The organism is Streptomyces sp. NPDC005374 (assembly GCF_042872225.1).
Classification (GTDB): Bacteria; Actinomycetota; Actinomycetes; order Streptomycetales; family Streptomycetaceae; genus Streptomyces.
In genome coordinates this window covers 327,964-340,974 of sequence record NZ_JBIAKA010000006.1, presented here as the reverse complement: position 1 = coordinate 340,974, position 13,011 = coordinate 327,964, and the positions used below count along the sequence as shown (strand labels likewise).

Genomic DNA, 13,011 nt, shown 5'->3' with positions numbered 1-13,011 from the left:
CAGAAGGCGTCCGTCAGACGGCATCCCGGCGGCCGGCATCCGTCAGGGGCCCGTCGGGGACGCTCCTCAGAGGGCGTCGATCATGCCACCGTCGATCATGAAGTCCGCGCCGGTGATGTTCCCCGAGCGCCGGCTTCCCAGGTAGAGCACGAGGTCGGCGACCTCGGCCGGGGTGCTGAACCGGCCCGTCGCCGCCGCCCCGGCGGCGTTGCGGGCCACTTCTCCCGGGTCGACGCCCAGCGACTGCCCGACGGTGTCGGCGACACCACCCGCGCCCCTCCACAGCGCGGTCTCCACCGGCCCGGGGCTCACCGTGTTGACGCGCACGCCCTCCGGCCCGACCTGCTTGGAAAGGGCCTTGCAGAAGTTCGTCAGTGCTGCTTTGGCGGCGCTGTAGTCGATGACCAGTGGATCGGGCAGGCGGGCGTTGACGGAGGAGACGGTGACGATCCGTCCGTCGCCGGACGCGATCAGGTGGGGCAGCGCGGCTCGGGTCGCCCGTACGGCGGCCATGAAGTTGATCGTGAAGGCCCAGTCCCAGTCGGCGTCGGACACGGCCTGAAAGCCGTCCACGCGCGGGCGCACCGCGCCGACGTTGTTCACCAGCACGTCGACCCGGCCGTTCGCCGCGACCGCCTCTGCCACCAGCGCGGCCGGGGCGTCGGGATCGGTCAGATCCAGCTCCACGACGGTGAGTTCGGCACCGTTCTTGATCAGGGCGTCGAGAGCGTCGGTGCGCTGTCTCGAACCCGCGACCACACGGGCGCCCGCTCCGAGGAGTGCCTCGACGACGGCCAGGCCGATGCCGCGCCCGGCCCCGGTGACCACGGCACTCTGCCCGGCCAGACCGAGGTCGAAGGCCGCGGGCCCGAAGGTGCTCGACGTCATCGCGCGGCCCCCAGGTTCTGTCGGCCCAGCCAGGTCAGGACCGACTCGGCGACCTCGCGCCAGCCGCTGTCGATGGTCAGGGAGTGCCCGCGATCGGGGAAGCCGACGATGTCGGTGACGGCGTCGGAGTGCCGGTACTGCTTGAGAGTGGCGCGGGTGACGGTCTCGGGAACCGTGTGGTCCTTGCCGCCGGAGATCAGCAGCAGCGGGCCCCGTGCGGAGTTGCCGGTGGCGACCTTCGCAGGGGAGTGCGGGTTGAAGTTGGCGGAAGCCGCCTCGTAGAGCGGTTTGCCCGGAGCGGGGATGGTCCAGCGTTCGTACAGCGCCGCCGACTCCTCCTCGGAGACGGCGTTGCCGAAGGCGAACCGGAACTGCTCGGCGGTCAAGGACACCGCACGGCGCTTGTTGGCGGGGTTCCGGAACACCGGGAGCGTGGCCTTCAGCGCCGACAACGGCAGCGGCAGGACCCCCTTGATCTGTGCGGCGTCGATCGCGACGGCAGCGGCGGCCCGGTCCTGGCCGAGCAGCTTCTGAGCGATCATGCCGCCGAACGAGTGACCGACCAGGACGGGAGGCACCGGCAACTCGGCGATCAGTTTCGCGTAGTGCTCCACGACGTCGTCGATGCCGTGGTCGGCGATGCTCTCCGGGTTCGCGCGGGCCTCCGCGACGCTGTCGGGGTCGCCCGGCCAGCCCGGAGCGGACGGATCGTAGCCCTGTTCCCGGAACAGGTCGATCCACGGCTGCCAGGAGGCGCTGTGCAGCCACAGCCCGTGGATGAAGTAGACGGGGATCGGGATGGTCATGGCTCGGACCCTCCTACGTGACGACGTGCCGTTGCGACACCGGCTCACACAACCCGAATTCCGGCGCGCTCGAACCGTGGTGACACCCCAGTCCTGCACGGCCCGACCCCGAACGTCAGCGACTCGAGCAGGAGCCACGCCCTGTCCATGAGGACGTCGACGGCGGGCGGCGCCTCGGCCACGTCGGTCACCGGGCAGCCGCCCGCTACGCCCTCGACCGCGGCGGAACCGGTCCCGTCGAAGGAGCCGCCTGACGCAGTCGCGCTGTCGCGAGGCGGATCCTGAAGGCGCAGGGGACGTGTCCGTCCGGCGTGGTGATATCCCGAACCTCGGCAAAGAAGGCCTTGCGCAACCGCTCCACAGCCGCGTGATCGAGAGGGCCGAGGTCATAGAGGCCGGACACAGCGGCCCATACCTGCTCCACCGTTCCGCTCAGATCGACAGGAACGGTCTCCCAGTCCACCGGCGCGAAGCCTGCCGGACCGAGGACTTCATCGAGCCCCTCGCGACTGCGTGTCCTTCTGTCCCCCAAGGCCGGGATGCGCTGCGAGACTGGCGCCTCCTCGATCGTGCGCCGCAACAGCGTCAGGAATCGTTCATAGGCCTCGCCGCCTACGGCCCCGCCGCCCACCGCGCATGCCAGAACCCCTCCGGGAGACAGGACTCGGGCAACCTCAGCCGCGACCTGCTCGATCTCGCTCATCAGCATCAGCGCCAGGTGGGACACACAGGCGTCGAAGCTGTCGTCGGCGAAAGGAAGCTCCTGAGCGCGGCCCACTTCCAGCTTCGCTTCGGAGAGCGCCGGCCGGCGTCGTGCCAGCGCCAGAGAGTGCGAGGACAGGTCCAGTCCCGCGAGTTGTCTCCCGGGCTCTCGGGCCAGCAACTCGAGCAGCAGGCCATCGCCGCAGCCGAGGTCCAGCACGCGCGTGCTCCCCGCGACCCGGTCGCACAGGATCTCATAGCTGGACCGGCCGTCCGGAGCACGGCCACGGCCGAACGCCTCCGTCGTGACTGCCGGGTACTCGGCGTGGAACGCCTGCAAAAACGCCTCTTGCGGAGCGGTAGTCGTCACCCGCTCAACCTACGCCGCGAGCCCCAAGCTGCGGGCCGCGAAGAAGCCGTCGCGGCACGGGAGAACGACGCCACGAAGCACTTCATCACGAGGCCACGGAGTAACTGAGATCGCTCACAGTGAGCGAGGACGGCTCCAAACGCAGCCACATCGTGCCTCGTTCGCCTGGATCGTCATGCAGGTAGTGCACGAAACGCGCGTCCCACAGCGCTTCGTCCGCTCCCAAGTAACGGGCGAGCTTGCGCCGCCCCCTCGCCACGTCGAAAGGCACAAGCTCGGCCTGGCCCCGAGCGATCACCTGGCGAACACGACCCGTCGTGAGATCGCACTCGTCCACCACGAGGGCGACGCTCGGATCGGCCTTCACACGGTCGAACAACCGGGCCCAAGGACCCGTCAATATCCAGAACGCTCCCTCTTCCCAGAGGAACCAGACAGGACGCACCGTTGGTCCGCTCGTCGCCACGCGAGCGGTGAACGGCTGCTGCAGGAAAGTGTCCACATCAAAACAAGGAGACGGCACGTCTCCCATCATGAGCGGCCGGCCGTCACTTGACCACCGACCTCAGACCTACGACCAGGCACCCCGGAGCGCGGACGCGAGGAGATCTCCACGTGCCGGAATCTCACTGGGCCGTCTCGTCATCGGCCGGTACCGTGCGTCGCGGAACCAAGGGGGATGAGTTGGTGCGCCCAGTGCTGTTGGTGGATGTGGACGGACCGCTCAATCCGTATGCCGCAAAGCCGCACCGCAGGCCCGCCGGCTATCGGACGCACCGCCTGCTGACGCCTCGCTGGGAGGCCGCCGAGCGGCGCAGGTTGACTGAACGGGGGCTGCCGAACAAGTCCGTGAAGCCGCTGCGAGTGTGGCTCAACCCGGATCACGGCCCGGCGCTCAGTGCCCTTCCTTTCGACCTGGTATGGGCGACCACATGGGAGGAAGAAGCCAACGCTTTCATTGCGCCGGTCCTGGGACTGCCCGAGCTGCCCTTCATCGCCTGGCCTTCGCCGCTGGCCCAGCCCGGCGGCGGTGTGTTCTGGAAGACGCCGCAGATCGTCGCATGGGCGGAAGGCCGTGCCTTCGCCTGGATCGACGACGAGATCACAGAGGCCGATCGAGTCTGGGTGAGGGAACACCACGACGGTCCCGCCCTACTGCGACGAATCGACGCCCGATGCGGCCTCGCCATCGACGACTTCGCGGCGCTGGCGGCATGGGCGACGGCCCTGAACTGACTTCACTGCCACGACGGTCGTGCAGTCGCCCCTGTTGCGAGGCTGTCCAGGCGTCGGCCAACTCGCCGATCAGCACGCCGAGTCGACGGCGCGGGATGCCGGTCCAGACCCGACTGGCCGCATGGGCCAGGCAGTGCGTCCCGACAACACCACCTCGCGCGGCCATCTCCACATCCCTGGCCGCCGAAACCGGCGTTGCCGACGCTCGTCAGCCTTGTCGGCGTCGCCGTCGCAGAACACCAACGGTGCCGCAGAGGGCCACGAACAGAGAACCGCCCACCAGCCAGGGCAGGTTCGAGGTGAAAGATGCCGCGGGGTGATGCTCGAAGACCGTCCGCGACAGTGCTTGCCCGAGCAGCCCGCCCGTCAGTGTGAGCCCCCAGAACATCAGAAGGACCGTTGAACCGCTCCGGGCACGCATCCAGTCATTCACACGATCATCATGCGCCCAGCGTCCTGTCGGTCACAAGCCTGACCACCGCCGGTACCAAGACCGCGACGCCGCACCCACAATCGAGCACGACCTCGGTCGCGGTCCGGGCCGGACGCGCCGGAACCGAGGCCCGATCCGAGGGGAAAATGCCGTGCCGATGTCCCGGCGGGGCTTCAGACTTCCGGTATGGATGGAGAAGCCGTCGCCCCTGTGGCCACCACACCTTCTGTGCGGTCGAGCGAGAGTCTGGGGTATCCCTCGGATGCCAGACTGCTGATCGTCAACTGCGATGACTTCGGGATGTATCCCTCGATCAACACCGCGGTGGTCGAGTCGATCGAGCAGGGCATCGCCAGTTCGTGCAGTCTCATGACCCTGTGTCCGGCTGCGCAGGACGCGATGCGGCTTCTCACCCGGCGACCCGGGATTCCGTTCGGGATCCACCTCACGCTGGTCTGCGAGATGCCTCAGCTGCGGTGGGGCCCGATGACCGCCAGGGAGAAGGTGCCCTCACTGTTGGACGAGGCGGGCGAGCTGTTCGCGCCGACGCCCGCCGGACGTGCCGCTCTGCTCGGCCAAGCCCGGCTCGACGAGATCGAGTTGGAGTTCCGTGCGCAGATCGATGCCGTCGGTGACGCGGGGCTCACGCCGACCCACCTGGACTTCCACTGTCTGGCCGACGGCGGACGCGACGACATTCTCGACCTGACCGTGGGACTGGCCGCCGAGTACGGCCTCGCGGCGCGGGTGTGGCTGGAACCCGGACGGTATGCGATGCGCTGGCGGGGGCTGCCGGTCGTCGACAACGACTTCCTGGACAGCTTTTCCCTCGACATCGAAGGGAAGGCTGCCCGATATGGTCAGCTGCTGCGCGAACTGCCCGCCGGACTGAACGAATGGGCTGTTCATCCGAGCGTCGCCGATCAGGACTCGCGAGCCGTGGACGCCGGCTGGCTGGTTCGCCGTACCGACTACGAGTTCCTGACGTCGTCGCGGGCCGAGGAACTTCTCCGTCAGGAGGGCATCGTCGTGATCGACTACAGGACGATCCAGCAAGCCTGGACGCAGATTGCCGAAGCCTCGACGAGGTGACCGGCGTGCCTGCCGGCTGAGCCGGACTTGGAACTGTCGATATGCGTCGATCGCCGTCGAAGGGCTTGACCGTGGTGAGCGGCATCATTAACTTGCGTCAAGTCCGTCACTTGGACACCGTTCACGATGTCGAACAGCTTTGGTGTCCGCCCGAGTTGCCAAGGGCGGCCGGGGCGACATGCAACAGGACCTCCGATTCAGCAGCGCCGCCCGCCGTGTTCCACATGTGGGAGCGCTCCCATAGCTCCTGAAGGGGCCGTAACTGCCCAGACCGGACAAGGGTTTTGGGTTCGGAGCAGGACCAGCAGCCAAGAGGAGAGGGCATGACACAGAGTCGGAACGAACCCGCAAGCGGGGAGCGTGGATCGCCGAGCCGGAGGGCCGTCCTGGCGACGATGGGGGCCTTACCCGTCCTCACCGCCGCGGCGTCGGCCGCGGGGGCCTCTGATGCCGCGGCCGCGACAGCTGCCGCCACGGCGGTCATCGACACGTCGGTCACTCGGCAGACGATCCGAGGCTTCGGCGGCATGAGTCACGCGGCCTGGATCGGCGATCTCACAGCCGCCCAGCGGGACACCGCTTTCGGTACCGGCGACGGACAGCTGGGGTTCTCTCTGTTGAGGATCCCCGTTCCCGAGGACCGGGCGAACTGGAGCCGTGACCTCGCGACGGCGAAGCGTGCGGCCGAACTCGGGGTTGCGGTCATCGCGTCACCGTGGAATCCCCCCGCCTCCATGGTCGAGACCTTCGTCCACGGCAGCCAGACCAACGCCCGACGGCTCAGGTACGGCATGTACGGCGCGTACGCCCAGCACCTGAACGACTTCACCACGTACCTGCGCAACAACGGTGTCAATCTGTACGGCATTTCGGTGCAGAACGAGCCCGACTACGCGCAGGACTGGACGTGGTGGACCCCCGCCGAAATAGTCCGGTTCCTGCGGGAGAACGCCGGCTCGATCAGCACCAGGGTCATCGCGCCGGAGTCCTTCCAGTACCTGAAGAACATGTCCGACCCGATCCTCAACGACCCGGTGGCCCTCGCCAACGTCGACATCATCGGGGCCCACCTCTACGGCACGCCGTTCGCGAACTTCCCGTACCCCCTCTTCAAGCAGAAGGGCGCGGGCAAAGAACTCTGGATGACGGAGGTCTACTACCCCAACAGCTCGGATTCGGCGGACCTCTGGCCCCAGGCGCTCGACGTGGGGGAGCACCTCCACCGCGCCATGGTGGAGGCCGAGTTCCAGGCCTACATCTGGTGGTACATACGGCGCAGCTACGGCCCGATGCGCGAGGACGGCAAGATCAGCAAACGTGGTGCCGCCATGGCGCACTTCGCCAGGTTCGTCCGACCCGGCTACGTACGGGTGCAGGCAACGGCGACGCCGGCGACGAATGTCTACGTCTCGGCGTACCGGGGCGGCGGCGCCACGGTCGTCGTCGCCGTCAACAAGGCGACTTCCGCGGTGAGCCAGCAGTTCACGCTGGTGAACACTTCCGCGTCCACTGTCTCGTCCTGGCTGACCGACGCGAGCAGAAACGTGGCGTCACAAGGCATGACCGGCGTGTCGAACGGCTCCTTCACCACCACCCTCCCCGCTCGAAGCGTGACGACGTTCGTGGCCCGCTGACAGGCCGAACCACTGAGCCGCTGACCCGTTCGCGCGGTGGGAACCGAAGAGCGACGTGAGTTGTCCGCACGCGCCGGGCTACAAGGACGTTGGCCTCGTCCGACGAGCCTCGAAAGGCCGGCATCAGTCTCAAGAGATGCGGGCGAGGGCGGCGTTGAGGTAGGGGATCGACGTTTTGGCGGTGGGGATCGAGACCTTGCAGCCGTTGGTCGAGGTGGTGTCCGATCCCACGGACTCGCTGATCAAGATGCCGTGGTCGACGCCGCCATCGGTGAAGTGGCCGTTGTACGGGGTCAGGCCCTCGGGGTCGTCGCGGCCGCTGGAGGTCGCCGAAACGTCGAAGGCGGCGTCGCAGTCGGTGCCGTAGAACTCGCAGGTCAGGGACAGCGGGGTGACGGTCACAGTGGGCCCGTCGGAACTCGGGTCGAGTGCGGTGGGCGCGGTCGGGAACAACTTCCCGCAGATCTTGGTCGCGGGAGCCTCGTCGAAGGACTTCGCATAGGCCTTGAGCGCGGCGGTGATCTCGGCGGCCTTCATCACCGGTGCCGGCGACGGTTTCTTGTCGTTGCTGCTGTCGCCTGCGCACCCGGACACCATCAGCAGGCCCACGGTGATCGCCGCGGCGGCGGCAAGCGTGCGGGAAGCATTCAGGATGCGCATCAAATTCCCCAAGGTCATCGGCGCCCTCGGCCTGGGCGGAAGGCGTCCCGGGTTGGTCGCTGCGGCAACGGAGGCATGGTTCGCCCCTGTCCACGGTCCGCTGAAGGTCCTCGCCGCGGAGAGCCGCGTCGGCTACGACGGAGAGGGCGAGGGCGAGCCGACGCGGCTCCGGGTGTCCGCCGGAGCGTCCCGCCTCACGGTGAGGCGCGCGGCCGTGCGGTCGCCGCAGGTACAGGGGGAGAGGAACGACCACAAGGAAGTACGTCCCCATCGCCAGTGCGACGCCGCCGCACGTGACGCTCCCGCACACGTCCCCCCATCGCCACCGCCCTACGGCATGTTCTGTGAGACCAGCGTCCCAGCCGTACGGCCATGAGCCATCCGTGAAACCACGTAACTCCACGCGGACGCCAGATGCCAGATGCACCAAGGGTCACCTTTCAGCATCCGCACGCGGAGTCGAACCCGACCCTGACCGACCGGTGGCCAGGCCTTTGCAGCCCGGCCACCTCACCGCCGAGACCTACGGCTTGTCTACGGGGCCATCTCGTACGCGCCCGACAACGCCTCGACCCGCTCCCAGACTCGCCCCGTGCGCGTCTCGTCGACGACCGGCCGTCGGAGTGAGCCGAGCGCCCACGCCTGCTGCTGCTCGGTCGCCGAGTCCTTGCCGTGCAGTTCGACGGCGTGCCCGGAGAAGTCCCGTACGAGGACGGCGAAGAGTTCGTCGAGTACGTCCTCGTCGAGCCCGGTCAGGGCAGCCTGCTCCAGGACCAGCTGCCCGTGCACCACGAGGGCGAACAGCTGGCCGATCGCGAGGAGGAGGTCGAGGTCGCGGCTCTGCTCCGCGTCGGGGGCGGCTGTGGCGACGAACTCACAGAGCGCGTCGGCCTGTTCGCGCAGGCGAGCGACGTTGGGCAGATGTGCGTACGCCTCGAAGGCCGGTCGCCAGTCGTGGAAGCGGACCGAGCCCAGGCCGCGGGCCGGCCCCTGCCGGAACAGGAAGTCGTCGTCGGCCGCGTCGAGGCGGGTCGGCACACGGGGGTACTCGGCCGGGTCGAGGAGGTGGCTGCGCATGAACTTCAGGATCAGCGCCAGGTTGACGTGGACCGTGCCCTCCAGCTTCGGCAGGCCGCGGATCTCGACGGCGGCCTGGCTGAAGTAGTTGTCCTTCTCGAAGCCCTTGGCGGCGATGACGTCCCACATCAGGTCGATGACCTTCTCGCCCTCCGTGGTCACCTTCATCTTCGTCATCGGGTTGAAGAGCAGGTAGCGACGGTCGTCGGGGCCGGCGGAGCGGAAGTAGTCCACTGCGCGGTCGCTGAACAGCTTCATGCCGACGAGCCTGACGTATGCGTCGGTCAGCTCGCGCCGCACGTGCGGGAAGGCGGTGACGGGGCGGCCGTAGAGGACGCGGTTGTGGGCGTGGGCGACGGCCTCGTACATCGCGTGTTCGCAGATGCCGATCGAGGCGGTGCACAGGTTGAACTTGCCGACGTTGACCGTGTTGAGGGCGGCGTCGAAGGCGGCGCGGCCGGTGTGCAGGACGTCCTGGGCGGCTACCGGGTAGTCCTCCAGGCGGAACTCGCTGACGAACTTGGACGAGTCGACGACGTTCTTGACCAGGTGGTAGGCCGGATGGCGGCTGTCGGCGGCGAAGAACACGTAGCCGTCGGGGCCTTCGACGTCGCTGCGGCGGCCGAAGACGGAGACGAGTGCGGCGGCGTTGCCGTTGCCTATGTAGTACTTGGAACCGGTCGCGCGGAACCCGCCGTCGCCGTCGGGCTCGAGCAGCATGTCGGTGGAGTAGATGTCGGCGCCGTGGGTCTTCTCGGACAGGCCGAACGCGAACACCTCACCCTGCGCGAGGAGTTCCGCGGCGCGGGCGCGGGCGGCGGTGTTGTCGCTCTGCCAGACCGGGCCGAGACCGAGGACGGTGACCTGCCAGGCATACCAGTAGTCCAGGCCGTAGAAGCCGAGGATCTCGTTGAGCGCGGCGATACGTGCGGTGTCCCACCGCTTGTCCGGCTCCTGCTCTCCGGCGGCGGAGGAAGGGGTCAGGAAGGTGGCGAACAGGTTCTCCTTCGCGGCAAAGACCAGGAAGTCGCCGAGCCACGCGCGGGTGCGGTAGTCCTCGATCAGCTGTCGCTTCCCCCGCTCCTCGAACCAGTCGACCGTGGCACGCAGCAAGCGGCGCGTCTCGGGGTCGAAGTGCGCGGGGTCGTAGGTGCGCGGGTTGAAGAGCAGTTGGTCCGCCATGGTGAGGGGTCCCTTTCGGCAGGTGGACGGATGGGAGTCGCGGGATGTGGGCTTGGGGATTCGCAGGACAGGCGCGGTCGGCGGGTGCGGTGGCGGTCAGTGGCCCGGGCCGAATCGGGCCAGTGTGGCGAGCACGTCGGCCAGCCAGCCGATCATCATCCGCTCGTACGCGATGCCGCCGCGCAGTACGGCGTGCTGGAGCTCCCGCTCGGCGTCGAGCGGCACGTCCGCGGCGGCCGCGCCGGCCTCGGGCCCCGTGAAGTCCCGCTCCTGGCCCGCGAGATAGTGCGCCAGCCGGTCCTGGTGTGCCTGCCGGTGCCGCTCCACCTCGCGGATCAGGGCGGCCGGGTCGTCGAAGGCGGCACCGCGGATCTTCACCGCCAGGTCGTGGCGGACGCTCTCCGGCTCGATCGGATCGTGCAGCCACGAGGACAGCGCGGCCCGGCCCAGGCCGGCGACGGAGTACTCCTTCTTGTCCGGCCGGCCTTGCTGCGGCACGTCCCGGGCCGCTACCCAGCCGTCGTTCTCCATGCGCTTGAGCACCCGGTAGATCTGCTGATGGGTGGCGGTCCAGAAGTAGCCGATGGACCGCTCGAAACGCCGGGCCAGCTCATAGCCGGATCCCGGCTTCTCCAGGAGCGACACCAGGATCGCGTGTTCGAGCGCCATGACGACGATCGTGCTATGCAACTCGTTGCATAGCAAGTGCCATCCACTCCGATGCGACGTGGGTCACTCCTGGACCCTCTCCCTGGCCCCTCTCGGTGATGCCGAGGGACGGGGACAGAAACTTGCACTTGCATGGAGAAACTGATCGGTTTAAGGTGGGTGGAAACCGACCAGTTTCACTTTGTGGAGGCAGTCATGACCGCACTCAAGGGCGCCACCGTCTTCGTCACCGGCGGCAGCCGGGGCATCGGCAAGGCTCTGGTGGAGGAGCTCTATGTGCGGGGTGCCGGGAAGGTGTACGCCTCGGCCCGTGACCCGCGCACGGTGTCGCATCCCGACGCCGTTGCGGTGGCTCTGGAGGTCACCGACCCGGCTTCCGTGGTGGCGGCGGCCGCGCAGGCGCAGGATGTCACCGTGCTGATCAACAACGCCGGTGCCTCGGTCGGCGCGTCCTTCCTCGACTCCCCGGTCGAGGACATACGCCGGGAGTTCGAGACCAACTTCTACGGCCCCCTGCTGCTCACCCGGGCCTTCGCGCCGGTCATCGAGGGCAACGGCGGCGGCCACATCCTCAACGTGCACTCCGTGCTGTCCTGGATCGCCCTCGGCGGCTCCTACAGCGCCTCCAAGGCGGCCCTGTGGTCGCAGAGCAACTCGCTGCGCCTGGAGCTGCAGCCGCGCGGTATCACGGTGACGGGGCTGCATGTGGGGTACGTGGACACGGACTTGGCGGCGGGCGCCGAGGGCCCCAAGGCCGCCCCGCGTGACGTTGCCGTGCAGGCTCTGGACGGCATCGAGGCGGGAGCGTACGAGGTGCTCGCCGACGACATCACACGGCAGGTCAAGGCAGGCCTGGCCGGAGACCTCGCAGGGCTCTACCCCCAGCTGACGAAGTAGGCCGCAGATCATGGTGACGCCGGTCGTACGCGGCCGGCGCCGCCGCCCTCACTGCCCTTCACCACGTCAGGATCAGGCGGCCCAAAGGGACCGTGACGGCGGTTTCGCCCCAGACCGTTGCCTGGGACGAAACCGCGTCTGCCTCTCACCGCACGGCGGTGTCGGCTGTGCTCGTGGTCAGGAGCGACGTGTGCGGCGGGTGGTGTAGAGGGCGGCGGCACCGAGGGCGATCACCGTGGCGGCGCCGCCGGCTATCAGGCCGACCGGTGCGCTCGAACCGGTCTCGGCCAGCGGCGGGGTGCTCTCGCTGGGCGAGGGCGCCGGGGTGGTGGGAGGCACCGACTCCAGGGGCGGGACGTCCGGGGTGGTCGGCGGAGTGGTGGAGGTGGCGGGCGGAGGCGTGGGAGTGGCCGGCGGAGTCGTCTGCTCGGCGGGCGGCTCGCTGACCGGCGGACTGCCCGGCGTGGACGGCGAGGGCGGGGGAGTGGGAGTGGGGGAGCCGGGCTGCTCGGGGGTGCACGGCTTGTCGCCGCCGTTCCACGCCGCGATGAGGTGGTAGGGCGTGACGACGTTGTCGGGCTGGTAGGGGGCGGGCCCGTGCCCGTCCTCTGACTTGCCGTCGTAGATGACGTCGTCGCCGTACAGGTCGATCTGTCCGTAGCAGTCGGGTGTCTTCACCGTGAGCTTCTGCCAGGTCTGCTTGGTGTCGTCGGCGCCGGGAAGGTCCGAGGCGCCGAGATAGACCGTGGCGTGGTCGACGAATGTCTGGAGACCGGAGTTGTTCCAGTTGGGGCCCTCGGTGGTGTACTCGGCCAGTGAGACCGGGTACTTGCAGCCCTCGCCGACCGTCTGCCCCGGAGCCAGGCGCACCTCGACGGTGCCGGGGGCGGCGGCCCACTGGTGGAAGCCACCCTGTGAGGTCCAGTCGGCACCGACCGGCTTTCCGGCGGCATCGACGAGACGGTACTGAACAGTGGCCGTCTGGCAGCCACCCGCGGGGGTGGCGCTCGCGGCGGCTGCCCCGAACAGGGGGGTTACAGTGGCGATGAAGGCGGTTGCGGCGATAGTGGCCGACGTTCTGGAGCGTGAGAGACGCGTCAAGATATGCCCTAGCGGATTCGAGAGTGTGGGAGGTGGCAGGACACGAGCAGCCGCTGCGGGCGGGAACAGTTCAAATGAAAGCCGTGGCAAAGCCACTCGCGTCACTTCGCTCACTTGAGTCACAGTGAGTGAGCCGCATTCTTGTCGCTCTTCACAAGGTCCGTCAATATTTCACCAGTTCAGCACAACAATGCTGGACCTGGGTTGTGTGTTCTGCCCCGGTATTCGCAGGTCCGGCTGCCCGATGAGGGCCCGCTTCGTCGA

At 68.3% G+C, this 13,011-nt stretch carries 12 protein-coding genes; 4 read left to right on the top strand and 8 right to left on the bottom strand.

The genetic code is table 11. The features are described from left to right. Positions 1-66: 66 nt before the first annotated feature. From ACFYRX_RS17815 to ACFYRX_RS17800, 4 genes are all read right to left on the bottom strand, one after another. Complete coding sequence (locus ACFYRX_RS17815) at positions 67-888, bottom strand: SDR family NAD(P)-dependent oxidoreductase (protein WP_389100521.1); 822 nt, start codon at positions 886-888, stop codon at positions 67-69. Next, positions 885-1,694, bottom strand: a complete 810-nt coding sequence (locus ACFYRX_RS17810; protein ID WP_389100519.1) for an alpha/beta hydrolase — start codon at positions 1,692-1,694, stop codon at positions 885-887. Before ACFYRX_RS17810 ends, ACFYRX_RS17815 begins: the two co-directional genes overlap by 4 nt. Before the next feature lie 205 nt (positions 1,695-1,899). Next, a complete protein-coding gene (locus ACFYRX_RS17805) occupies positions 1,900-2,766 on the bottom strand; it encodes a class I SAM-dependent methyltransferase (RefSeq protein ID WP_389100518.1) in 867 nt (288 codons plus the stop codon). Positions 2,767-2,851: 85 nt separating this feature from the next. After that, a complete protein-coding gene (locus ACFYRX_RS17800) occupies positions 2,852-3,268 on the bottom strand; it encodes a pyridoxamine 5'-phosphate oxidase family protein (protein ID WP_389100516.1) in 417 nt (138 codons plus the stop codon). Positions 3,269-3,450: 182 nt separating this feature from the next. On the opposite strand from ACFYRX_RS17800, the gene ACFYRX_RS17795 reads away from it, so the two are divergent. The 3 genes from ACFYRX_RS17795 to ACFYRX_RS17785 all read left to right on the top strand — a co-directional run bounded on the left by ACFYRX_RS17795 (position 3,451) and on the right by ACFYRX_RS17785 (position 7,161). Then, entirely contained in the window at positions 3,451-4,002 is a 552-nt protein-coding gene (locus ACFYRX_RS17795; RefSeq protein WP_389100854.1) for a hypothetical protein, read from the top strand. Positions 4,003-4,621: 619 nt separating this feature from the next. After that, complete coding sequence (locus ACFYRX_RS17790; RefSeq protein WP_389100515.1) at positions 4,622-5,527, top strand: polysaccharide deacetylase family protein; 906 nt, start codon at positions 4,622-4,624, stop codon at positions 5,525-5,527. A 323-nt stretch (positions 5,528-5,850) separates the two neighbouring features. After that, the gene (locus ACFYRX_RS17785; protein ID WP_389100513.1) at positions 5,851-7,161 is read left to right on the top strand and encodes a glucuronoxylanase; all 1,311 of its coding nucleotides are present in this window, start codon (positions 5,851-5,853) and stop codon (positions 7,159-7,161) included. Positions 7,162-7,290: 129 nt separating this feature from the next. On the opposite strand, the gene ACFYRX_RS17780 is transcribed toward ACFYRX_RS17785, so the two are convergent. From ACFYRX_RS17780 to ACFYRX_RS17770, 3 genes are all read right to left on the bottom strand, one after another. Then, positions 7,291-7,821: a hypothetical protein gene (locus ACFYRX_RS17780; protein WP_389100511.1), complete on the bottom strand. Its 531-nt coding sequence runs from the start codon at positions 7,819-7,821 to the stop codon at positions 7,291-7,293. Positions 7,822-8,355: 534 nt separating this feature from the next. Further along, positions 8,356-10,080, bottom strand: a complete 1,725-nt coding sequence (locus ACFYRX_RS17775; RefSeq protein WP_389100509.1) for an acyl-CoA dehydrogenase family protein — start codon at positions 10,078-10,080, stop codon at positions 8,356-8,358. A 96-nt stretch (positions 10,081-10,176) separates the two neighbouring features. Further along, positions 10,177-10,749 carry a PadR family transcriptional regulator gene (locus ACFYRX_RS17770; RefSeq protein ID WP_389100507.1) on the bottom strand — a complete coding sequence of 191 codons (573 nt, stop codon included), beginning with the start codon at positions 10,747-10,749 and terminating at the stop codon, positions 10,177-10,179. 195 nt (positions 10,750-10,944) lie between these two features. Here ACFYRX_RS17770 and ACFYRX_RS17765 point away from each other — a divergent pair, with 195 nt between their 5' ends. After that, entirely contained in the window at positions 10,945-11,646 is a 702-nt protein-coding gene (locus ACFYRX_RS17765; RefSeq protein ID WP_389100505.1) for an SDR family oxidoreductase, read from the top strand. Between the two features lie 177 nt (positions 11,647-11,823). Here ACFYRX_RS17765 and ACFYRX_RS17760 read toward each other — a convergent pair whose 3' ends face one another. Next, positions 11,824-12,747 (bottom strand): hypothetical protein, encoded by a 924-nt coding sequence (locus ACFYRX_RS17760; protein ID WP_389100503.1) that lies wholly within the window; start codon positions 12,745-12,747, stop codon positions 11,824-11,826. Positions 12,748-13,011 lie beyond the last annotated feature (264 nt).